Origin of the sequence: Massilia sp. MP_M2, from assembly GCF_039123635.1 — a bacterium.
Taxonomy (GTDB): Bacteria; Pseudomonadota; Gammaproteobacteria; order Burkholderiales; family Burkholderiaceae_D; genus Telluria.
This window is the reverse complement of sequence record NZ_JBCHJF010000001.1, coordinates 454,586-473,588: the sequence shown is the minus strand read 5'-3', so window position 1 is coordinate 473,588 and position 19,003 is coordinate 454,586. Positions and strand designations below refer to the sequence as shown.

General features: G+C 62.5%; 27 protein-coding genes. 25 read left to right on the top strand and 2 right to left on the bottom strand.

Annotated elements, in window-relative coordinates; translation table 11 throughout:
- Window positions 1-29: 29 nt before the first annotated feature.
- The 10 genes from RCH14_RS02165 (at window position 30) to RCH14_RS02120 (ending at window position 9,690) form a co-directional block, all read left to right on the top strand.
- The gene (locus RCH14_RS02165; RefSeq protein WP_343024517.1) at window positions 30-281 is read left to right on the top strand and encodes a hypothetical protein; all 252 of its coding nucleotides are present in this window, start codon (window positions 30-32) and stop codon (window positions 279-281) included.
- A complete protein-coding gene (locus RCH14_RS02160; protein WP_343024516.1) occupies window positions 278-793 on the top strand; it encodes an HD domain-containing protein in 516 nt (171 codons plus the stop codon). Before RCH14_RS02165 ends, RCH14_RS02160 begins: the two co-directional genes overlap by 4 nt.
- Entirely contained in the window at window positions 790-1,473 is a 684-nt protein-coding gene (locus RCH14_RS02155) for a hypothetical protein (protein WP_343024515.1), read from the top strand. The genes RCH14_RS02160 and RCH14_RS02155 overlap by 4 nt, the downstream gene beginning before the upstream one ends.
- Entirely contained in the window at window positions 1,470-1,919 is a 450-nt protein-coding gene (locus tag RCH14_RS02150) for a hypothetical protein (protein ID WP_343024514.1), read from the top strand. The genes RCH14_RS02155 and RCH14_RS02150 overlap by 4 nt, the downstream gene beginning before the upstream one ends.
- Window positions 1,916-4,078, top strand: coding sequence for a DNA cytosine methyltransferase (locus RCH14_RS02145; protein WP_343024513.1), 2,163 nt, complete (start codon window positions 1,916-1,918; stop codon window positions 4,076-4,078). The genes RCH14_RS02150 and RCH14_RS02145 overlap by 4 nt, the downstream gene beginning before the upstream one ends.
- A gap of 84 nt (window positions 4,079-4,162) precedes the next feature.
- Complete coding sequence (locus RCH14_RS02140; RefSeq protein WP_343024512.1) at window positions 4,163-4,588, top strand: hypothetical protein; 426 nt, start codon at window positions 4,163-4,165, stop codon at window positions 4,586-4,588.
- Window positions 4,585-5,679 carry a hypothetical protein gene (locus RCH14_RS02135; protein ID WP_343024511.1) on the top strand — a complete coding sequence of 365 codons (1,095 nt, stop codon included), beginning with the start codon at window positions 4,585-4,587 and terminating at the stop codon, window positions 5,677-5,679. Before RCH14_RS02140 ends, RCH14_RS02135 begins: the two co-directional genes overlap by 4 nt.
- The gene (locus RCH14_RS02130) at window positions 5,676-6,527 is read left to right on the top strand and encodes a phosphoadenosine phosphosulfate reductase family protein (RefSeq protein ID WP_343024510.1); all 852 of its coding nucleotides are present in this window, start codon (window positions 5,676-5,678) and stop codon (window positions 6,525-6,527) included. The genes RCH14_RS02135 and RCH14_RS02130 overlap by 4 nt, the downstream gene beginning before the upstream one ends.
- Window positions 6,524-7,072 carry a Ref family recombination enhancement nuclease gene (locus RCH14_RS02125; protein WP_343024509.1) on the top strand — a complete coding sequence of 183 codons (549 nt, stop codon included), beginning with the start codon at window positions 6,524-6,526 and terminating at the stop codon, window positions 7,070-7,072. Before RCH14_RS02130 ends, RCH14_RS02125 begins: the two co-directional genes overlap by 4 nt.
- 2 nt (window positions 7,073-7,074) lie before the next feature.
- Complete coding sequence (locus tag RCH14_RS02120) at window positions 7,075-9,690, top strand: DNA methyltransferase (protein ID WP_343024508.1); 2,616 nt, start codon at window positions 7,075-7,077, stop codon at window positions 9,688-9,690.
- A gap of 5 nt (window positions 9,691-9,695) precedes the next feature.
- Here RCH14_RS02120 and RCH14_RS02115 read toward each other — a convergent pair whose 3' ends face one another.
- Window positions 9,696-9,950, bottom strand: coding sequence for a hypothetical protein (locus tag RCH14_RS02115; protein WP_343024507.1), 255 nt, complete (start codon window positions 9,948-9,950; stop codon window positions 9,696-9,698).
- Window positions 9,951-9,988: 38 nt separating this feature from the next.
- On the opposite strand from RCH14_RS02115, the gene RCH14_RS02110 reads away from it, so the two are divergent.
- The 7 genes from RCH14_RS02110 to RCH14_RS02080 all read left to right on the top strand — a co-directional run bounded on the left by RCH14_RS02110 (window position 9,989) and on the right by RCH14_RS02080 (window position 13,692).
- On the top strand, window positions 9,989-10,483 hold the full coding sequence (locus tag RCH14_RS02110; protein WP_343024506.1) for a hypothetical protein: 495 nt from the start codon (window positions 9,989-9,991) through the stop codon (window positions 10,481-10,483).
- Between the two features lie 30 nt (window positions 10,484-10,513).
- Window positions 10,514-11,236 (top strand): phage antirepressor KilAC domain-containing protein, encoded by a 723-nt coding sequence (locus tag RCH14_RS02105; RefSeq protein ID WP_343024505.1) that lies wholly within the window; start codon window positions 10,514-10,516, stop codon window positions 11,234-11,236.
- On the top strand, window positions 11,229-11,729 hold the full coding sequence (locus tag RCH14_RS02100; RefSeq protein WP_343024504.1) for a hypothetical protein: 501 nt from the start codon (window positions 11,229-11,231) through the stop codon (window positions 11,727-11,729). Before RCH14_RS02105 ends, RCH14_RS02100 begins: the two co-directional genes overlap by 8 nt.
- Entirely contained in the window at window positions 11,719-12,369 is a 651-nt protein-coding gene (locus RCH14_RS02095) for a DUF6475 domain-containing protein (protein ID WP_343024503.1), read from the top strand. The genes RCH14_RS02100 and RCH14_RS02095 overlap by 11 nt, the downstream gene beginning before the upstream one ends.
- Before the next feature lie 251 nt (window positions 12,370-12,620).
- Entirely contained in the window at window positions 12,621-13,094 is a 474-nt protein-coding gene (locus RCH14_RS02090) for a dATP/dGTP diphosphohydrolase domain-containing protein (RefSeq protein ID WP_343024502.1), read from the top strand.
- Complete coding sequence (locus tag RCH14_RS02085) at window positions 13,091-13,345, top strand: hypothetical protein (RefSeq protein WP_343024501.1); 255 nt, start codon at window positions 13,091-13,093, stop codon at window positions 13,343-13,345. Before RCH14_RS02090 ends, RCH14_RS02085 begins: the two co-directional genes overlap by 4 nt.
- Window positions 13,342-13,692 carry a DUF1064 domain-containing protein gene (locus RCH14_RS02080; protein ID WP_343024500.1) on the top strand — a complete coding sequence of 117 codons (351 nt, stop codon included), beginning with the start codon at window positions 13,342-13,344 and terminating at the stop codon, window positions 13,690-13,692. The genes RCH14_RS02085 and RCH14_RS02080 overlap by 4 nt, the downstream gene beginning before the upstream one ends.
- Window positions 13,693-13,708: 16 nt before the next feature.
- On the opposite strand, the gene RCH14_RS02075 is transcribed toward RCH14_RS02080, so the two are convergent.
- Window positions 13,709-14,026, bottom strand: coding sequence for a DUF2471 family protein (locus RCH14_RS02075; protein WP_343024499.1), 318 nt, complete (start codon window positions 14,024-14,026; stop codon window positions 13,709-13,711).
- Between the two features lie 253 nt (window positions 14,027-14,279).
- On the opposite strand from RCH14_RS02075, the gene RCH14_RS02070 reads away from it, so the two are divergent.
- The 8 genes from RCH14_RS02070 to RCH14_RS02035 all read left to right on the top strand — a co-directional run bounded on the left by RCH14_RS02070 (window position 14,280) and on the right by RCH14_RS02035 (window position 19,002).
- The gene (locus RCH14_RS02070; RefSeq protein WP_343024498.1) at window positions 14,280-14,822 is read left to right on the top strand and encodes a hypothetical protein; all 543 of its coding nucleotides are present in this window, start codon (window positions 14,280-14,282) and stop codon (window positions 14,820-14,822) included.
- Entirely contained in the window at window positions 14,819-15,022 is a 204-nt protein-coding gene (locus RCH14_RS02065) for a hypothetical protein (RefSeq protein ID WP_343024497.1), read from the top strand. Before RCH14_RS02070 ends, RCH14_RS02065 begins: the two co-directional genes overlap by 4 nt.
- 401 nt (window positions 15,023-15,423) lie before the next feature.
- Complete coding sequence (locus RCH14_RS02060; RefSeq protein ID WP_343024496.1) at window positions 15,424-15,735, top strand: hypothetical protein; 312 nt, start codon at window positions 15,424-15,426, stop codon at window positions 15,733-15,735.
- An 85-nt stretch (window positions 15,736-15,820) separates the two neighbouring features.
- The gene (locus RCH14_RS02055) at window positions 15,821-16,126 is read left to right on the top strand and encodes a hypothetical protein (protein WP_343024495.1); all 306 of its coding nucleotides are present in this window, start codon (window positions 15,821-15,823) and stop codon (window positions 16,124-16,126) included.
- Window positions 16,127-16,319: 193 nt separating this feature from the next.
- Window positions 16,320-16,583, top strand: a complete 264-nt coding sequence (locus RCH14_RS02050) for an HNH endonuclease signature motif containing protein (RefSeq protein WP_343024494.1) — start codon at window positions 16,320-16,322, stop codon at window positions 16,581-16,583.
- A 106-nt stretch (window positions 16,584-16,689) separates the two neighbouring features.
- Entirely contained in the window at window positions 16,690-17,148 is a 459-nt protein-coding gene (locus tag RCH14_RS02045; RefSeq protein ID WP_343024493.1) for a terminase small subunit, read from the top strand.
- Window positions 17,149-17,158: 10 nt separating this feature from the next.
- Window positions 17,159-18,832 (top strand): terminase large subunit, encoded by a 1,674-nt coding sequence (locus tag RCH14_RS02040; RefSeq protein ID WP_343024492.1) that lies wholly within the window; start codon window positions 17,159-17,161, stop codon window positions 18,830-18,832.
- Window positions 18,829-19,002, top strand: coding sequence for a hypothetical protein (locus RCH14_RS02035; RefSeq protein WP_343024491.1), 174 nt, complete (start codon window positions 18,829-18,831; stop codon window positions 19,000-19,002). Before RCH14_RS02040 ends, RCH14_RS02035 begins: the two co-directional genes overlap by 4 nt.
- The last annotated feature ends 1 nt before the right edge of the window (window position 19,003 follow it).

The following is a 19,003-nucleotide window of genomic DNA, read 5'->3' as shown; positions in this document are numbered from 1 at the left end:
CTTTGATGAAGCAACTACTTGGAGAACGCATGTTAGCACAATCAAATATCACGCCGGTGCACGCCGGTGAAGACCAGTCTTCGACTGCGCGCTTCGCACCTGTGCAAGGGTACTCGGTCAACCAGGTCGAAACCGATGCTCAGTCGCTGGTCGAGCTCGTGATCGACAACAACTGGCTGCGCGCCGGCGACGTCGTGTGCGTCACGACTACCAGCCGCATCGTGCTCACCGATTCCGACCTGAATGCGGCCGCTCGCGCCGTGATCGGCGGTGCTTCATGAGTGTCATTGTCGGATTCAGCGCAATGGAGTTCGCGCGGCGGGTGCACCAAGGTCAGCAACGCAAATACACCGGCTGCCCGTACTCTGACCACCTGGCCGAGGTCGCTGGCATCGTAGCAGCTGCGGGCGCGCGCGATGATGTCTGGCTCGATACCGCTGTAGCAGTCGCCTGGCTTCACGACTGCGTCGAAGATCAGGGCGTGACGAAGGTTGACCTCATAACGCGCTTCGGGCTGACGGTCGCCCACGGTGTAATGCTCCTGTCCGACCTTGAGGAGGGAAATCGGGCGGCGCGTAAAGCGGCATCGCGAGCGCGCCTCGCCATGGCGCCAGGTTGGGTTCAGACCATCAAGGTGGCTGATCTGATCAGTAACACCTCCTCGATCGTGCAACACGATCCGAAATTCGCGCGCACCTACCTAGAAGAAAAGCGGCTGATGCTTGAAGTTTTGGTCGACGCCGACCAACGATTGGTGGAATTGGCGCGCCGTCAGATTGGTGGTGCAGTATGAACAAGCACGCCAACCTGCGCCTTACGGCCAAGCTGCTGCCGCTGATTGTGCCGTTCATGGCCAAGGATGATATCCGTTACTACCTGAACGGCATCAACGTACGCCCGCACAAGGGTGGCGGCGCCATCATCGTTGCCACGAATGGTCACGCCCTGGCCGCCATCCGTGATCCCCGCGCGACCTGCGAGCACGAAGTAATTCTTCGCTTCGACACGCGTATGCAGCAAGCCTGCGCAGTCGGCCTCAGTGATGATCGCGAGATCGTCATGATTGGCGACCGTCTTGCCGTGGTCGACAACACGGGCCGGGAGGTCTACATTCAAGCCGGTGCGCCGGAGATTGAAGGCAACTTCCCCCGCTACGAGCGCGTAATTCCTAAGCTGGAAACGCTGCAGCCCGGACTCGTCGGAACGTACAGCGCCACTGTGCTCGCGCCCGTTGAGAAGGCCGCATTGACGATCGCCAAGCGAAGCCGGGGTAGCTACAGCGGAATGCAGTTCTTCAATGTCAACGGCGACGCAAACTCGTGCGCGGTAGTTCGTCTTCCGGTCGAGCCCGAATTTGTGGCCGTGCTCATGCCAATGCGCGACGACGCTCTCAAAGCAGCTACCCCGGAGTGGGTATCTGAACTCCATGCTGCGGTCGACGCCGCTGCCAACCAATCCGGGAGCGCAGCATGACACGCGCCAGCTACGTAACCCCTGGCCAGACGGCCGCGCGCATCGACAACCTGCGCCGCCTGGTGGCTGAACTTATGATCCGTCCATTGCGGCGCGACGAGATCGGGAACCTGTTGCAGATGGGCCCGTCCGGCGTGCGCAAGTACCTGGTCGATCTCGGCAGTCGCATCACGACCGCGCGCGTCGACAGTGAATCGGTGTGCTTCCTCGCGATCACGACGGAGCAGGCCCAGGCCTATCTGGCTCAACTCGCTACGGCGCCGGTGGCGCGGCCCACCGGTGTGCCGAAACGCCCGAGCGATGTCGCCAAAATCGGCACCGGCCGCCTCGTACATATCATGGAAGACGACGTGCACTACTCGGTGCGCCTGAGCTCGGCGGCGCCCGCGCGCGACCCGCTGGTAGCTGCGCTGTTCGGCGCACGTGTGCCGGAGGTGCGGGCATGAAGCGCGACCTCATGACAATGGGCCTTGACCTGGGCAGCGAGCTGATCATCGACAACTTCGCCGGCGGCGGCGGCACGAGTACCGGGCTTGAAGCTGCGTTCGGGCGCCACGTCGACATCGCCATCAACCACGATCCCGAAGCGCTGGCCATGCACGCCATCAACCACCCGCGCACGAAGCACCTGTGCGAGAGCGTCTGGGACGTCGATCCGATCGTAGTGACTGGCAACCAGCCTGTCGGCTTGGTGTGGCTCAGCCCAGACTGCAAGCACTTCAGCAAGGCAAAGGGCGGAAAGCCGGTCGAGAAGAGGATTCGCGGGCTGGCCTGGGTGACGCTGCGCTGGGCGGCGAAGTGCCGGCCGCGCGTGATCATGCTCGAGAACGTCGAGGAGTTCAAAACGTGGGGCCCGCTTATCCAAGACGCTGACGGCGCCTGGAAGCCGGATCCAGCCAAGCGCGGCAAGACGTTCGACAGCTTCGTTCGACAGCTAGAGGCGCACGGCTACAAGGTCGACCACCGCGAGCTGCGCGCCAGCGACTACGACACGCCGACCATCCGCAAGCGCTTCTTTCTGGTGGCGCGCCGCGACGGCTTGCCGATCCTATGGCCGGAGCCGACGAACGGCGCGCCGGACTCGATCGGCGTCCGCGCCGGCAAGCTGCAGCCGTACCGTACCGCGGCGGAGTGCATCGACTGGTCGCTGGAGTGCCCGAGCATCTTTACCCGCAAGCGCCCGCTGGCCGAGGCCACGCTGCGTCGCATCGCAAAGGGGATCATGCGTTACGTGGTCGACGCGGCGGATCCGTTCATTGTGGGGCAGGGCGGGCCGATCTATGCTGGCAAGCCGGTCACCGCGCGGCAGCCGTTCGGCACCTTGACCACCGAGAACCACCGCGCCGTTGTCGTGCCGAGCATCGTCCCGGTAACCCACCAGGGCAGCGATCGCAGCGAGTCGATACACGAGCCGTTCCGCACGATCACTGGCGCGCAACGCGGCGAGAAGGCGCTGGCCACCGCCACTATGGTGCAGGTTGGATACGGCGAGCGGGAAGGCCAGGCGCCACGCGCACTGGATATCGAGAAGCCGCTCGGCACCGTGGTCGGCTCGACGAAGGCCGCTCTGGTAACTGCGTTCCTCAACGAGCACGCCAATGCCAGCAACCAGCGAGTGATGTCGGCGATCGAGCCGCTGCGCACGGTCTGCGCCCAAGTAAAGGGCGGGCACTTCGGTCTGGTCTCTGCAGCGCTGGTCGGCGTTGGCGGGCGAGCCGGAGATAGCCGCCCGCGTGGCGCCGCCGAGCCGACGGCAACCATCACTGCCAAGGGTGACACCGCCGTCGCGACCGCGTTCCTGGCAAAGCATTACACCGGTGTGGTTGGCTCTGATCTGGAAGACCCGATCGGCACGGTCACCAGCTCGGATCACCACAGCTTGGTCACGGCCCACCTCACCAAGTTTCGCACCGGGTCGACCGGCAGCGACCTGGCGGATCCGGTTCCGACCATCACCGCTGGCCCGAAGGAAAACCCCGCCGGCGCGCCGCACGCGCTGGGCATCGTCACTGCGCACATTCAGCGCGACATGGGCAATAGCATTGGCCACGCTGCCGGCGCGCCACTCGGCACGGTTACGGCCGGCGGGGGAGGGAAGTCGGCTCTGGTTGCCAGCAGTCTGGTAAAGCTGCGCGGCACGAGCACGGCCTCCGGCGCCGACGAGCCGCTGCACACGATCAGCGCCGGTGGGCAACATCACGCCGAGGTGCGCGCCTTCCTGCTGGCTTATTACGGAACGGATCAAGACCAGACGCCGAGTTCGCCGCTCGCGACCGTGACCAGCCGTGACCGCTTCGGCCTGGTGACGATCCACGGCCAGGACTACGAGATCGTCGACATCGGCCTGCGCATGCTGGCACCGCACGAGCTGTACCGCGCGCAGGGTTTCCCGGCGGGCTACGTCATCGACGAGATTCCGGATCCGACACTACTGTTCGCAGACGGCGCGCAGATCGCAGCTGACCCGCTGTCCCTCCCGCGCATCCCGCTCACGAAGTCGGCCCAGGTGCGCATGTGCGGCAACAGCGTCTGCCCGCCGCTGTCCGAGGCGCTCATACGCGCGAACTTCGCGCACGAGCGACAAATCGCCGGGGTGGCCGCATGAAGTACATCCGCTGCGGTCGCCCTCAGTGCCAGCCCGACGCCGACGGCTGCCAGTTCGCCAATTTCACTTTCCGGAGGCTTGGACATGACCGAGCATAGTAACTACCGCCAGCCGACTCGCGGCACGGCGGCATTTGCCGCAGGCGAGCACCTGTACAAACATGGCCCGATGAAGGAGCAAGACCTCGAGGCTGCACTGGATGCCATCGGTGAGGCGAAGCTCAAGGGCGATGCACTTCAGCGCGCGCTGCGCACCGGCTGGCTGACCGTGCAGCAGGACGGTCGGATTGCCGTCAGCCTGTTCGCCCGCGTCTCCTACGACCGGCTGGCCGGCATCGTGCACGTCAAGTATGTTGGGCAGGCTGCAGCGCCGCGCCATTCGGACGTCTTTGCGCGCCCGACGTTGAGCAAGAAGTACATCCCTGACCGTCGTGGCCTGCGCCGGGACATACCTGCGTGGTCGGTGCGTAGCAATTCTTCGTTCAAGACTGTTGGCGGAGGTGGGGCATGAGCACTCGCATCGATCGAACCGGTACAGTCAACTTCGGTGACGCCAGCATCTCGATTTGGGAAGAGGGCATCAGCGCTGCGCGCGCAGCGGGTGGCTACCCAGCAGAGAAAGAATGGGAGCGTCTGTTTAAGCGGCAAGTGTTCGCGCGCATCCTCCAGACCATGAATCGGCTCGGCTGGACCTGCACGATGCCGGCTGTAGACCCGCACAACGTCAAGCACTATGGCGGCACTGTGGCGCGCTGGGCCGCTGAGCGCCGGAGGTTCTGCACCAAGGGTGATTTGAAAGCGGATCTGGAAATCAGTGGCCGCACCATCTCGCTCAAGATGTTCCAGAGCGTGAATGCGCCCGATCGACCAGACCATGACGGGCGCTACCAGAGCGATCTGGAGGGCCACATGCCATACGTCATGCGCCTCGAGATGGAGCGCACGCGCCGGCGGATTCGCGACTACCTGTGCAACGTGTTCACCTGGTACCTGTTTAAGCAGCCTCGTGCCAAGCGGGGGCTGACTGGCCTGACTGCTCTTGAGTACATCCAAGCTGATGTGCGCGCGTGCTGTCACTACGGCAAGGAACTCGACCGGCGTTCAGGGGAGGACAGCTGCGGGAACAACCGTTCCGCCGACGGCTCGACCGTCAAACATGGCGCCCGTGTCTGGTTTGCGGATTATAAAGGATGCATCTGCACCGGTACCGCGTTCTACAACATCAACAATATGTGGTGGGTGATCACCGGTCGCTATGACGCCCGCAACGTAGCGAGCTTCGAGATTTACGCGCGCCGGCCGGATAATCTTCGGGTCAAGCGCAATGCCGACCGTCGCCGCAAGTGCCTGGAGGCGGAGCTGGCCAACGCCGTCAAGATGATGAAATTCGAGCGGGCCGCGCAGCTGCGCGACATCCTTTTCCCGGGCGACCAGCCGTTGTTTAACGTCTGGCATGAAGAACACCAGTTGTACCACCGCGCTGCCTTCTGTGGATATACGGCCGACCAGTCCCGGGCCGGCAAGTTCACGGCTGACGAGGTGCGGGGCTGGGACAGTGCGCCGAACAAGGTCATGCCGATCGCCATGCTGGAGGCAGCATGAGGCGCGATTTGATGACGATGGAGCTGGACCTAGGCGACCGCCAGAAGGACATGGGCGGCCTGCCGGCCGAAGTGCCCGACCTGATCGCACGCGGTGCCCTGTTCGTGGTAAATCACAGCGGCGGCAAGGATAGCCAGGCCATGTACCTGCTGCTGCGCCAGCATGTGCCGGCGGCCCAGCTGGTGATCGTACACGCCGACCTGGGCCCGGTCGAGTGGGCCGGCGCCGTCGAGCACATCACGGCGACCACAGCCGGTGAGCCGCTGCACGTGTGCCGTGCCCGACGCACGCTGCTGCAGATGATAGAAGAGCGCGGCATGTTCCCATCGCCGCAGCAGCGCCAGTGCACATCGGACCTGAAACGCGGGCCTATCGAACGCACGATCCGCGCCATCACGCGCGAGCGCCAGGCGCTTGGCTTCGAGGCATGGGGCCTTGTCGTCAACTGCATGGGCATGCGCGCCCAAGAATCGCCGGGGCGTAAAAAGCTCACGTCGTTCAAGCATTCGGCCAGCAACAGCAAAGCTGGCCGCGAGTGGTACGACTGGCTCCCAATCCACAGCTGGTCTGAGGTGGAAGTGTTCGCCGCTATCGCCGCCGCCGGCCAACGTCCGCACGTGATCTACAGCCTGGGCATGACCAGGTTCAGCTGCTGCTTCTGCATCATGGCGAGCGAGCATGACTTGCGCACGGCGGCGCGCCTGGCAACGGAGCGCCCTGGGCTGCTCAATGACCCCGATCTGTATAGCAAGTATGTCGGGCTAGAGCGCGCTACCGGACAGGTGATGCTGATGCCGAAAAACGGCGTGCGTCTCTCGCTCGACCAGGTGACCGGGGTGCCCGCATGATCCGCTCCCCCATCGCCCGCACTGGCACCCTCAAGCAGGGCAAGCCGATGGCGCGCAAGGCACCGATGGCGCGCGGTACCGGCTTCAAGACACCCGCCGCTGGCGCTGGGCTGCTGCGCGTCGCCGCAGTGCAGACGAAGGCCCAGGCCCGCGAGCCGAAATTGCCGAAGCCTATGGCCTCGCGCGGGATGAAGGGACGCCCGCCGACCGCCGACGAAGCGCGGTTCATGAGCGCGATCGCCGACCTGGGCTGCGTGGCATGTCGTCACGACGGCTGGAGCAACCCTGATGTCAGCGTGCACCACATCGAGGGCCGCACGAAGCCGGGCGCGCACCTGCTGGTTCTGCCGCTGTGCGCTGGCCACCACCAGGACGGCACCGGCACGAACCCGACACTGATCGCCGTCCATCCATACAAGGCGCGCTTCGAGGCTCGCTACGGCGCCCAGCTGGCGCTGCTGGCCGAATGCATGGCCATGCTCACAAATAACGAAGCCGCGTCGGGTGCAACCGTCGCGGCCTCTGAACAAATCACAGTGGAGTAATTATGTCTGCCAATATTTTAAGCGATTACAACGACTTCCTTCGCGCCAAGATCAAGCTGGCACAGCGTAAGGGCTTCGACGTTCCCGTTGATCAGATCAATCCAGGCCTCAAGCCGCACACCCGCGATATCGTGCGCTGGGCGCTGCAGGGTGGCCAGCGCGCGGTCTTCGCCTCGTTTGGCCTGCACAAGACCAGCACGAACCTCGAGGTGATGCGCCAGATCGGAATCCACCGGCCGTGCCTGCGTCTGATCGTCCTTCCGCTGGGCGTGCGCCAGGAGTTCACCCGTGAGGTGGCGAAGCGCTTCACCGGTGACTGCGCGGTCGACCTGCGCTTTATCCGCACTGATGCAGAGATCGACGGTATCGACACGGTCTACATGACGAATTACGAGAGCGTGCGCGATGGGAAGATCGACGTCACCCGCTTTGGCGCCGCTTCGCTTGACGAGGCGAGCATCTTGCGCAGCTACGGCAGCAAGACCTATCAGGAGTTCCTGCCACTGTTCGACCAGGTCGAGTTCAAGTTCGTCTACACGGCTACGCCGAGCCCGAACCGCTTCAAGGAATTGATCCACTACGCGGGCTTCCTGGGCGTGATGGACACTGGTCAGGCGCTGACCCGCTTCTTCCAGCGCGACAGCGAAAAGGCCGGCAACCTGACCCTGTACCCGCACAAGGAAACCGAGTTCTGGCTGTGGGTGGCCAGCTGGGCGTGCTTCATCCGGCGCCCGAGCGATCTGGGCCATTCGGACGAAGGCTACGACCTGCCGCTGCTCGAGGTGCAGTATCACGAAGTGCCGAGCGACTACGATGCCGCCGGCGCCGAGCGGAACGGCCAAGGCCTGCTGATCCCGAACGTGGCCATGGGCTTGTCGGCCGCCGCCGGCGAGAAGCGGCAGAGCATGGCTGCGCGTGTCGTCAAGGTCGGTGAGATCGTCGCGGCGGATCCGGACGACCACTTCGTCATCTGGCACGACCTCGAGGATGAGCGTCACTCCATCCAGGCTGCGCTGCCCGGCGCTGTGAGCGTGTGGGGTACGCAGGATCTGGATGAGCGCGAGCAGCGCATTGCGGACTTCAGCGACGGCAAATTCCCGATCCTGTCGACCAAGCCGATCATCGCCGGCTCGGGCTGCAACTTCCAAGTGCACTGCCACCGGGCGATCTTCGCCGGCATCGGCTTCAAGTTCAACGACTTCATCCAGGCGATTCACCGCATCCAGCGCTTCCAGCAGACGCATCCGGTCCGGATCGACATCATCCACACCGAGGTGGAGCGCGCCGTTCTGGCCGAGCTGCAGGAAAAGTGGCGCCGGCACGATGAGATGCAGGACACGATGGGCGAGATCATTCGTACCTACGGGCTGGACCAGCTGTCGATGCAGGACAGCCTGGCGCGCACGATCGGCGTCGAGCGTCACGTCGTGTCCGGTGACCGGTTCAGCGTGGCCAACAACGATTGCGTGCTGGAAGCGCTCGAACAGCCGGAGAACTCGGTCGGACTGATCGTCACGAGCGTCCCGTTCGCGAACCACTACGAGTACACGCCGAGCTACAACGACTTCGGTCACACCCAGGACAACAACCACTTCTGGGAGCAGATGGATTTCCTGACGCCGCAGCTGCTCCGGATCCTGCAGCCGGGCCGCATCTATGCCTGTCACGTGAAGGACCGGATCAACTTCGGCAACGTGACCGGCGCCGGCATCCCGACGGTGAGCCCGTTCCATGCGGAGGCGCTGTTCCACGGCATGAACCACGGCTTTGACTACTTGGGCATGATCACCGTGGTTACGGACGTCGTGCGCGAGAATAATCAGACCTACCGGCTGGGCTATTCCGAGGTGTGCAAGGACGGCACGAAGATGGGCGTCGGCTCGCCGGAGTACATCCTACTGTTCCACAAACCGCAGAGCGACCGCAGTCGCGGCTATGCCGACATCCCGGTGACCAAGTTCAAGCCGCTGTGCCAGACCGATGACGGGGAGCAGGTAGCCTTCGACCGTAAGCTGCCGCCTGTCCCGGGTACCGGGTACAGCGTCGCGCGCTGGCAGGTCGACGCCCACGCATTCTGGCGCTCAAGCGGCGACCGGCTGCTGGCCGCCGAGGAGCTGGCCAGCTACGGTCCGGCCAAGCTGGCCAAGATGTTCACCCAGCTGTCGATGACCAACGTCTACGACTACGAATACCACGTGAAGGTGGGCGAGGCCATGCTGGCGAACCGTTCGCTGCCGGCCGACTACCTCAGCCTGGCGCCGGGCAGCGCTGATCCGATGGTGTGGCACGACATCGTGCGCATGCGTACCCTGAACGGCGACCAGTCGGCGCGCGCCGTCGAGAAGCATGTCTGCCCGTTCCAGATCGATATCGTTGACCGCCTGATTAACCGCTACAGCAACCCGGGCGACGTCGTGTACGACCCGTTCTGTGGCCTGGGCACGGTCCCGGTGCGCGCCATGAAGCTGGGTCGCCACGGCGCCGGCTCGGAACTGAACCCGGCGTACTTCGCCGACCAGGTTCACTACTGCCGCGCAATGGAGCGCGAGGTCAGCATGCCGACGTTGTTCGACTTCGAGGCGGTCGACGCTGACCAACCGGCACGGGAGGCAGCATGAAGCTTCTAGAAGTCGTACGACGCGAGCTTAATGGTTTCGCCGACGGGAGTGGTATTGGCCAGCTTTTGAGCGACGGCGGCGATCCGGTCGAGATTGGAGTCGAAGACTTGGCGGGCGGAAAGCTCATCCATGCCCCAGGGTTGAAGCGCGGAATAGGCAATTCGTGCCGGCTTCCATATCCCATCGTGCAAAACCTCAAAGTTGACGAAATCCCCGATCGTCAATTCTTGGAAGTTTCGGATTGCGTCTGCAGCAGCCATGGAAGCACCTCGTTGAGTTATCTGAAAGGCATCCTAGCATGAGCAAGAAGCGAGATCGTCGAAATAAGAAGTATTGGCCGCGTCAGGCGGCACTGGTCGGCGGCCTGACTGTGATCGCTCGTTGTGTCGCGCGCGGCCAGGACGCCGCACCGCTCGCCGAGGATCAGCTGGCCGACCTGGGCCTGGCTTACTGGCTTAGTCTCGAGCAGCTGCGTACCGGCGCTGCGACGGAAGAGGCATGGTCGTGCGTCGTCACCGCGCTGAACATCGCCATGGCCATGGCCGAGGCTGATATCGGCGCAGAGCACGAGGCGGCGATCAACCGTGCGCTTGAGGGTGCCTTCCGCGCCAAGGTGCGCAGCGCCAAGAGCGGCAACTTCCGGCTCGACGGCGATGCCATGCGCGATATCGAAACCGTACTCACGATCCACGACGCCCAGTTGGAAGTCGCCACGCGCGCCGAAACCATCGCTGCGCTGCAGCTGGTGTTCCAGCGCGTCGACGAGGGCCACGTGTACAGAGAAGCCGCCTGACGCGGCGCCAACGGATAGAAAGGAAACATCATGGGAAGCATGCTGAATTTACAGACCACCGGTGGCAACGACGTGACGATGTCGAGCCGCGAGATCGCCGACCTGGTGGAGAAGCGGCACGACAACGTGCTGCGGACAATTGAAACGCTGGCGGCGCGCGGCGCGATCACACTCCCTCAAAATGAGGAAGTCACGAACGACGGCCCGGGCCCGCGCACCATTGGCCAGTACCGGATCGGCAAGCGCGACTCTTACGTGGTCGTGGCGCAGTTGTCGCCAGAGTTCACCGCGCGCCTAGTAGACCGCTGGCAGGAGCTGGAAGCGCGGGCGCCGGCGCTAGCGGTGCCGCAATCGTTCGCCGCGGCGTTGCGTCTGGCGGCCGAGCAGCAGGATGTCATTGACGCCCAGGCCGCCCAGCTTGCCGCTGCAGCGCCGGCCGTCGAGTTCGTCGAGCGCTACGCCGACTCGACCGGCACGAAGGGGTTCCGCCAGGTGGCCAAGCTGCTAGGCGCGAAGGAGAATCTGTTCCGGGAATTCCTGATCGACCAGAAGATCCTGTATCGGCTCGGCACCGAGCTCACGCCGCACGCACAGCACATCGACGCGGGCCGCTTCTGCGTGAAGGCCGGTACAGCAGACAGCGGACATGCGTTTAACTCGGCACGCTTCACGCCGAAAGGCGTGACATGGGTCGCTGGCGAGTGGGCGAAGCACCAAGTGTCGCGTCGCCAGGGGGAGGTGTCGCATGCTTGATCGCGCATCTCTCCGCCAGATGGCAAAGACCATGCCGGTAGTTACGATTGACGCCGCGACGCTGATGGCCCTGCTTGACGAGGCTGAGCGCTCGTCGGCACCGGCAAAGGCGCGAGCCGCGCGCGAGCCGCGCGAAGCTTCGCCCGACGATGAGAAGTGCGCGTATTGGCTGTTCGGGGTCGTTCGGCAGACTGCGCCGGCAGCGCGCGAGCCGAGTTTCTCGACCTGGGCAAACGACGTGCGCTTGATGCGCGAGCGCGACGGCCGCACGCTCCGGGAAATCTGCGAGTTGTTCCAATGGGCACATTCCGACTCGTTCTGGTGTCTGAACATCCTGTGCCCGAAGAAGCTTAGGGAAAAGTGGGATCGGCTGGCGCTGCAGCGCGAGCGCACCTCGCCGGGCCTGCGCACCGTACCGAGCTTGGGTAAGGCTGGCGCCGCAACGGCGCAGAACGCCGCGCGTTGGCTGGAGGAGCATAGCGATGCAGCCTAAAGACCGCCCGAAATTCCTCACTACCCTGACCGGCATCGCCGACTACTACGGCAAGGAGCTATCGACCGGCACGATCGGCCTGTATTGGGAAGGCCTGCGCCAGTACGACATCGAAGCTGTTGAGCGCGCGCTCTGGGCGCACACCCAGAACCCGGACAGCGGCCAGTTCATGCCGAAGATCGCCGACGTAACGCGTGTGCTGCAGGGCCGAACAGAAGATCAAGCGCAGCTAGCCTGGTCGAAGGTCGACGGAGCCGTGCGGCAGATTGGCATCTGGGCCGACGTCGCATTCGATGATCCGATTGTGCACCGCGTGCTGGCCGACATGGGGGGATGGGTCAGGATGTGCCAGCACGACGATGAGAAATGGCCGTTCGTGGGAAAGGAGTTCGTCACTCGGTATCGCGGCTTCAAGATCGCCGGCACCGCACCCGCGTATCCGCGCTACTTCCTCGGTACCGCAAGCACGCACAACACCGCCGAAGGATTGGCCAAGCCATGCGTGCGCCTGGTCGGCAATCCCGAGGTGGCGCGCCAGGTCATCGCAGGCGGGCTGGCGCCGGGTGCGCCGCTGATCGATGGCTTCAGCCAGCAGTTGCAGAGTGGCCGAACTGCCCTGCGGGTGGCAGGGCATGCGTGACGACGCCGAGATATGCGCGCGCTGTGACCGCCTCAAGACAGAGGGCTACCCCGACAAGCTCAAGCAAGGGCAGGGGTACTGCCTGGGCCACGAGGATGACAGTCCATCGCACGGGCCGTTCGCTGCCTAGAATGACCGTGCATGCGTGTTGTTCATTCGAGCGAAGGACATGGCGTTGCGCGAGCGCTGGGTCGAGCGGCGCCAGGCCAAACAAGAACAGTTGCAAGTCCAAACCGCAATGAAAGGATGAAATGATCGATTCGCACGAGACGCTTTCCCTCAACCACGCCGAGGGCGAAAAGCCGAGCAACCCGAAAGACCTGGTCGGCGCGCGCAAGGCGCCGATGTCGACGGTGCCGGCAACAGTGCTGGCCGAGATCGGCGTGGCGATGCTGGAGGGCGCCAGCAAGTACGGCCGGCACAATTACCGGGTGGTAGGCGTGCGCGGGTCCGTCTACTACGACGGAGTGATGCGGCACCTGATGGCGTGGTGGGAGGGCGAAGATCTCGACCCAGATTCGGGCATGTCGCACGTATCCAAGGCCATCACGTCGCTGGTGGTGCTGCGCGACGCCATGATGCAGGGGAAGTTCACGGACGACCGCCCACCGCGCGCGATGCCGTTCTACCCGGCCTTGAACGCTGGCGCTGCCGACATCATCGACCGATACGCCGACCGCAACCCGGTTCACTACACCATCAACTTCACCGGGATGCCGACATGACGCAAACTCGACTCGGCTCCTTCATCGAGGCAATCATCAACGTAGTGATCGGTTTCGGGATCAACTTCACGGCCAATATGTTTATCTTCCCGCTATTTGGCTTCCACATCACGCCCGGCGCCAACTTTGTGTTGGGGATGATCTACTCGGTGATTAGCGTGGTGCGGTCGTACGCGGTGCGCCGTTGGTTCAACGCACGGTTGTATAAGCTGGCCAGCGCCGTGGCTTCGTCGATCGAGGCGCGCCAATGACTGCTCAGCGCGCGCTCCAGGCGCTGGGCCGGCTCAAGGTCGGTACTATGAACAAGACAGAGGCTGCCTATGCGGCGACGCTCGACGGGCGTCGCCACGCGGGCGAAGTTGCCTGGTTCAAGTTTGAGGGGATGAAGTTGCGGCTGGCCGACAACACCTTCTATACCCCGGACTTCGCGGTAATGCTGTCAGACGGCGCGCTTGAGATGCACGAGGTTAAGGGCTTCTGGCAGGACGATGCGCGAGCGAAGATCAAGATTGCCGCTGACCTTTATCCTATGCGTTTCGTTGCAGTACGCGTGAAGCCGAAGAAGGAGGGCGGGGGCTGGCATATTGAAGAGTTCTAGCCACAGGCCTTCGATTTCAGTGTACGTGCTGCCATGCCTTGAAGATCATTGAAAATGCGCTCGAGATCACTCCGTGACCCTCAAAGGATGCCGGCCTATCGTCATTTGGATAGCCCAAGGCCGGGATCGAGCGCAGCATGCGTAGAACCTGCGGATCATGCTCCCCATCTGCTTCGACATCTTCCAGTACCTCCCGCTCGATTTGATGCAAGAGCGCCCACGTCAAAATTCCAGACGATCTATGTCTCTGGATAATCAGGGGCAACGCTTCCTGGACAGCCGTCGATGCTCTGTCAAGTTCGTTCATTAGTTGAGTTGGAGTAAGTGATTCCATTAAATATATTCCTGCAATCTGAGTGGCAATGGGGTTCGGTCAACTTAGCAATTGTGTCATGTCTGTTGGCATTCTGCTGAACTGAACCACCGCTTGCGGCACCGGTGAATAGGCCGTGACTGGCCAGTCTATTGTGCATTCGGGTCGCACCCATGTGATGCAAATAGGATACAAATTGCGATTTTGAAAATGTCGGGCATCTACATTATTTTCTTTCCACTGGTAATCTCTTTGCCGTTACGAAGGAGAACCCATGTTTGCTGAACGCTACCTCAATGCACTGAATACATCCAATTTGCAGGATGACGATCAGCACCACCAAACCGAGCCACTTGTCGCCGCAGCGCTTGCTGATCTGTCTGGCGGATCGGGCGCGTTGTTCGGCACCATGCTGCTGCGAGCTAGCATCGCTGGCGTGCCGCGTCAGGTAATCGAGAGCAGCGCCCGTGACCTGGGCGTGTTGCTGCGCGTGTGGACGGGGGAGGTGGCGCGCAAGGGCTTCGAACGCAAATGGATGAACATCAAGGCTGAGTGGGACATCAAGGCCGCGTATGCCATATACGCCAAGATCGCGCGCGTCAGCCTGGCGCACTGGCTGGGCGGCGAGTGCTCGTCGTGCAATGGGACAAAGGTAGTGGCAAGCCGGGTCTGCGCCGACTGCGCCGGCACTGGCCGTGAGCCGATCCAAGGTGGTGCGCTGGAGATTGAGCGCGTCAAGGACATGGTGTCGGAGTTACAAGGGCTGTACCAGGCGCACAGCGCGAGGGCGTCCGCTAAGATGAGGCAAGCGGCATGAACGCGGCCGATAGCATCCGCGCTGCACGCGAGAAGATGGAGAGCGCGATCTTGCTCGCTACCGTCCAGGCAGTAGCCGAATTCAGAAACGTCACTGGTGCGACACCATCGGACATCCACATCACGATGAATCGTCGCATGTACTTGGGTGCGGCCGTTGATGACATCGTCCTAGGTGTTGCAGCGCGTATTGAGTTGTAGTGCAACAGTGTTGCAAACTACGCGAACCGGGCGTAAACTACGTTTCTTCACATATCCCTCGATCCACGTAATGTGCGCTTAGGCGCCAACGTCACCCGAGGCAGTCGAGTACCCGGCCCGCAATACAGCCGGCGCTCGTCTAGCGAAAAGGCCCGCCATCCCGGTGGGCCTTTTGCATTTGCGGCCTACCTAGCAGATAGCTCTGAGACTCGCCGCCTGGCCCACGCACGGGCCAACTGATCAATGTGGACGCAGCTGCATAGTCGCGCGTATATCGCCGACTATATAGTCGCGGGTGAGAGCCCCGCCGTCCGCTCCCGTGTCTCCGGTCCTGCCCCTGCAGGATCTTCGCCGCCCCTCGCATCCATGCGCCGGGCGGCTTTTTCTTTTCCGAGGTGCCTATGGCCATCATGAAGAGCAATGCCTCCGCCTTGATCGTAACCGCGCCTCACCCACTCACGAGTGGGCAAGTCGATCAGGTGCGCGCTGAGATAGCGCGCCAGCTTCCGGCCGATACTGCAGTGGTTGTGATCCCGAACGGCTTCACGGCGCACTCTCTCGCCCTCGCGCCTACCTCGGTCGAGTTGCAGCATGACCAAGCTGACCTGCTCTATCAGCAAGTGGCTGCGCTGGGTGCGCTGCAGAAGATCGGAGTGGGCATTGCTGACGCAATCGAAGCCCTGGGAAACGCGTCAATGCGTGTCACTCCATGAGCATCGAAGACGAATTGGCATGGCTGCGCTATACGGTGCAGCGCGCCCGTGCATGGGCCATCCGCCTGACAACAGAAGGTGCAGTATGAACGACATCGCACGCATCTATCGCGCCGAGATCCTGCGCGCCGTGCTCGGGCCTGGCGCGCATCCGGCCAAGGCCGCTGACCTCCATCGTCTGAACCAATTCGCTGAACACCTGGCGGCGTGCGAAGAAGCCCAAACGATCCTGCGCGCCAAAGGCCATGGCGGTCCAAGCACCAGCATCGTCGAGGCCGCCCGTCAAGTCCCTGCCAACGTGAAGCAGGTTATCCGCGCGCTGTTCGCGGGGCCAACGGCGCCCCGTGAGCCAGGCATCGAGCATGCACACGAGCCATGGAAGGTCACCTGATGGCGACCGTCAATCTTACTTTGCGCGCCCGAGTGGCTTGGTGGACTCGCCCGGCACTGACTGGTGCGCTCCTGCTTTCGTGGATCGCTAATCGCTTGATCGACTGGATCGTTGATCGCGGAATCAAGTTTGAATCCTCGTGAAGCTGCAACAGCTACGAACCCAACTTCGGCCTGCGGCAAGCAGAGTCACCATGCTGCCGACGCAGCGACCTGAGACAGTCGAGCGCAAGCGCGGGTCGGCTGGCGTGCGTGATCGTGACCGCATCCGAGCGCGCGACTGCGGCTTGTGTCAGGAGTGCAAGCGCAAAGGTCGCGCCACCATCGGTGGCCCGGTCGACCACATTATCCCGCTCTGGAAGGGCGGCAGTGACGACGAATCGAACAAGGAAGTGTTGTGCGTTCCGTGCCATGACGCCAAGACGGCTCGTGAGGCTGCGGAGCGGTCGCGAGGCTGACGATGGCCGGCAAGGGGAGGGGGTGTTGTAAGTCTACAACGCCTCGGGCCCGGACACCGACTAGCTTCTCACGCGCAGAAAAAAATCCCCCTGGAGGAAATTGTTAATGGCTTTAACAGGCAAAAAGCGAGCCTTCGCCGATGCCGTTTTGGCCGGGTTCTCGAATAAGGAAGCGGCAATTCGTGCCGGCTTCAGTGAAAAAACGGCATCAGCAGCCGGGTCCAGAAATGTTAAAGACCCGGATGTTAAAGCCTACCTCGATCAGCGGCGTGGCACTGGCGCCACTGGCGTCGGAGGCGGCGCTAACGCCCCCACGCCACCACCGCAGGCTGACGACTTGGTCGACATCCCATCGACCACAGACCCGATGGAATTCCTCACCAATCTGATGAACGAGCCGGCCGCTGATATCCGCATCCGCGCTGATGTCGCCAAAGCACTGATGCCGTTCAAGCACCAGAAGCTGGGTGAGGGCGGGAAAAAAGATCAGAAAAACGAAGACGCCAAGAAGGTGGCCAGCCGCTTCGCGGCGGCGGCCCCGCCCCAGCTCAAGGCAGTGAAGTAAGGACGACAATATGGAATGGTCTACCGCCTGTCCGGATTGGGAAGACAGGATAAAGGCCAAGCTGTCGATCATTCCTCCGCCGATATTCCCGCAACAGGCTGAGCAGGCGCTGGCCATCTTCAAAGAATTGAAGGTGACTGACTTGCCTGGCAAGCCGACGTTCGGCGAATGCAGTGAGCAATGGGTGTTTGACTTCGTCGCCGCTATCTTCGGTGGCTACGACGCCGAAACTGGCAAGCAGATGATCCGCGAGTACTACCTGCTTATCAGTAAAAAGAATACTAAGTCGACAATCGCGGCCGGCATCATGCTAACTGCAGTGATCCTGTGCTGGCGCGACGAAGAAGAGCACCTCATTCTGGCGCCGACTAAGGAAGTTGCCGACAACAGCTTCAAGCCGGCCGCCGCGATGGTTCGCGCCGACGACGAGCTGCTAGCGCTGTTTCACGTCCAGGACCATGTTCGGACAATCACGCATCGCGTATCGCGCGCCTCTTTGAAGGTCGTAGCAGCTGACACTGACACCGTGTCCGGCAAAAAGTCCGGAAAGGTGTTGGTTGATGAGCACTGGCTGTTCGGCAAGCGCGGCAACGCTGAGGCAATGTTCATGGAAGCGCTGGGTGGCCAAGTATCGCGCGATGAGGGGTGGGTCATCTACCTGACCACCCAGAGCGACGAGCCTCCTGCCGGCGTCTACAAAGACAAGCTGAACTATTTCCGCGATGTACGAGACGGAAAGATTTACGATCAGAAATCGCTGGGCGTTCTCTACGAATACCCGGCGGCGATGGTGAAGGCTAAGGCCTACCTCGACTCTTCGACCTACTACATCACCAATCCGAACATCGGACGCTCCGTCAGCGCCGAATGGCTGGAAGATCAGCTGCGCAAGATGCAGCATCGGACGGACGGCAAGTTCCAGCAGTTCCTCGCCAAGCACTTGAATGTCGAGATCGGGTTGAATCTGCGCTCAGATCGCTGGGCTGGCGCGGACTTCTGGGAGCAACAGGCGAAAGTGCCGGGCTTGACGCTCGATCAGCTGCTAGAGCGATGCGAAGTGATCACCGTCGGCATCGACGGCGGCGGCCTGGACGACTTATTGGGCGTGGCTGTGGTCGGGCGCGAGCGGGCAACCCGAAAGTGGCTGGTTTGGACGCGCGCCTGGGCACACCCGATCGCACTTGACCGGCGCAAGAGCGAAGAGAGCCGGTACGAGGATTTTAAGGAGCAGGGCGATCTAATCATTATCGAGCAATTGCCCGGTGACGTCGCCGCAGTGGCCGCTGTCGTCAAGCAGATCAACGAGTCCGGTTTGCTAGCATCGGTCGGCCTGGATCCTGAAAAGACGCACAAGGTGATGTTCCAAGCTCTGATTGACGCCGGCATTGAAGAAGCCATGTGTTTCGGCGTCCCGCAGGGCTGGAAACTTGTCGGTCCCATCAGCGTCACAGAGCGAAAGCTGGCGGAAGGCGTGCTTCTGCACGGCGGACAGCCTCTGATGAACTGGTGCGTGGGCAATGCAAAAGTCGAGCCGCGCGGAAACGCGCTCCTTATTACCAAACAGGCATCGGGCATCGCGAAGATTGACCCGCTGATGGCGCTCTTCAACGCCGTCTCACTGATGGCACTGGACCCAGTCCCAAATCAGACCACATCAATTTACGACGAGGGCGTTTGCATATGAGCTTCATCGACTGGGCGACCCTCGTCGCGGGCATCATCGGCCTGCTTTCGATCACCGTCGGCGCGGGGATGATCTACCTTCCTGCCGGCTTCATCGTCGCTGGCGCTGGCCTGCTCTTCTGGTCGTACACCGTTGCCCGCGCCATGGCGCGCGGTGGCATCAAGGAATAAC

Excerpts from the sequence above, each read along its gene's own strand:
- RCH14_RS02165 (WP_343024517.1), top strand. The coding sequence starts at position 30 with ATGTTAGCACAATCAAATATCACGCCGGTGCACGCCGGTGAAGACCAG.
- RCH14_RS02160 (WP_343024516.1), top strand. The coding sequence starts at position 278 with ATGAGTGTCATTGTCGGATTCAGCGCAATGGAGTTCGCGCGGCGGGTG.
- RCH14_RS02155 (WP_343024515.1), top strand. The coding sequence starts at position 790 with ATGAACAAGCACGCCAACCTGCGCCTTACGGCCAAGCTGCTGCCGCTG.
- RCH14_RS02150 (WP_343024514.1), top strand. The coding sequence starts at position 1,470 with ATGACACGCGCCAGCTACGTAACCCCTGGCCAGACGGCCGCGCGCATC.
- RCH14_RS02145 (WP_343024513.1), top strand. The coding sequence starts at position 1,916 with ATGAAGCGCGACCTCATGACAATGGGCCTTGACCTGGGCAGCGAGCTG.
- RCH14_RS02140 (WP_343024512.1), top strand. The coding sequence starts at position 4,163 with ATGACCGAGCATAGTAACTACCGCCAGCCGACTCGCGGCACGGCGGCA.
- RCH14_RS02135 (WP_343024511.1), top strand. The coding sequence starts at position 4,585 with ATGAGCACTCGCATCGATCGAACCGGTACAGTCAACTTCGGTGACGCC.
- RCH14_RS02130 (WP_343024510.1), top strand. The coding sequence starts at position 5,676 with ATGAGGCGCGATTTGATGACGATGGAGCTGGACCTAGGCGACCGCCAG.
- RCH14_RS02125 (WP_343024509.1), top strand. The coding sequence starts at position 6,524 with ATGATCCGCTCCCCCATCGCCCGCACTGGCACCCTCAAGCAGGGCAAG.
- RCH14_RS02120 (WP_343024508.1), top strand. The coding sequence starts at position 7,075 with ATGTCTGCCAATATTTTAAGCGATTACAACGACTTCCTTCGCGCCAAG.
- RCH14_RS02115 (WP_343024507.1), bottom strand. The coding sequence starts at position 9,950 with ATGGCTGCTGCAGACGCAATCCGAAACTTCCAAGAATTGACGATCGGG.
- RCH14_RS02110 (WP_343024506.1), top strand. The coding sequence starts at position 9,989 with ATGAGCAAGAAGCGAGATCGTCGAAATAAGAAGTATTGGCCGCGTCAG.
- RCH14_RS02105 (WP_343024505.1), top strand. The coding sequence starts at position 10,514 with ATGGGAAGCATGCTGAATTTACAGACCACCGGTGGCAACGACGTGACG.
- RCH14_RS02100 (WP_343024504.1), top strand. The coding sequence starts at position 11,229 with ATGCTTGATCGCGCATCTCTCCGCCAGATGGCAAAGACCATGCCGGTA.
- RCH14_RS02095 (WP_343024503.1), top strand. The coding sequence starts at position 11,719 with ATGCAGCCTAAAGACCGCCCGAAATTCCTCACTACCCTGACCGGCATC.
- RCH14_RS02090 (WP_343024502.1), top strand. The coding sequence starts at position 12,621 with ATGATCGATTCGCACGAGACGCTTTCCCTCAACCACGCCGAGGGCGAA.
- RCH14_RS02085 (WP_343024501.1), top strand. The coding sequence starts at position 13,091 with ATGACGCAAACTCGACTCGGCTCCTTCATCGAGGCAATCATCAACGTA.
- RCH14_RS02080 (WP_343024500.1), top strand. The coding sequence starts at position 13,342 with ATGACTGCTCAGCGCGCGCTCCAGGCGCTGGGCCGGCTCAAGGTCGGT.
- RCH14_RS02075 (WP_343024499.1), bottom strand. The coding sequence starts at position 14,026 with ATGGAATCACTTACTCCAACTCAACTAATGAACGAACTTGACAGAGCA.
- RCH14_RS02070 (WP_343024498.1), top strand. The coding sequence starts at position 14,280 with ATGTTTGCTGAACGCTACCTCAATGCACTGAATACATCCAATTTGCAG.
- RCH14_RS02065 (WP_343024497.1), top strand. The coding sequence starts at position 14,819 with ATGAACGCGGCCGATAGCATCCGCGCTGCACGCGAGAAGATGGAGAGC.
- RCH14_RS02060 (WP_343024496.1), top strand. The coding sequence starts at position 15,424 with ATGGCCATCATGAAGAGCAATGCCTCCGCCTTGATCGTAACCGCGCCT.
- RCH14_RS02055 (WP_343024495.1), top strand. The coding sequence starts at position 15,821 with ATGAACGACATCGCACGCATCTATCGCGCCGAGATCCTGCGCGCCGTG.
- RCH14_RS02050 (WP_343024494.1), top strand. The coding sequence starts at position 16,320 with ATGCTGCCGACGCAGCGACCTGAGACAGTCGAGCGCAAGCGCGGGTCG.
- RCH14_RS02045 (WP_343024493.1), top strand. The coding sequence starts at position 16,690 with ATGGCTTTAACAGGCAAAAAGCGAGCCTTCGCCGATGCCGTTTTGGCC.
- RCH14_RS02040 (WP_343024492.1), top strand. The coding sequence starts at position 17,159 with ATGGAATGGTCTACCGCCTGTCCGGATTGGGAAGACAGGATAAAGGCC.
- RCH14_RS02035 (WP_343024491.1), top strand. The coding sequence starts at position 18,829 with ATGAGCTTCATCGACTGGGCGACCCTCGTCGCGGGCATCATCGGCCTG.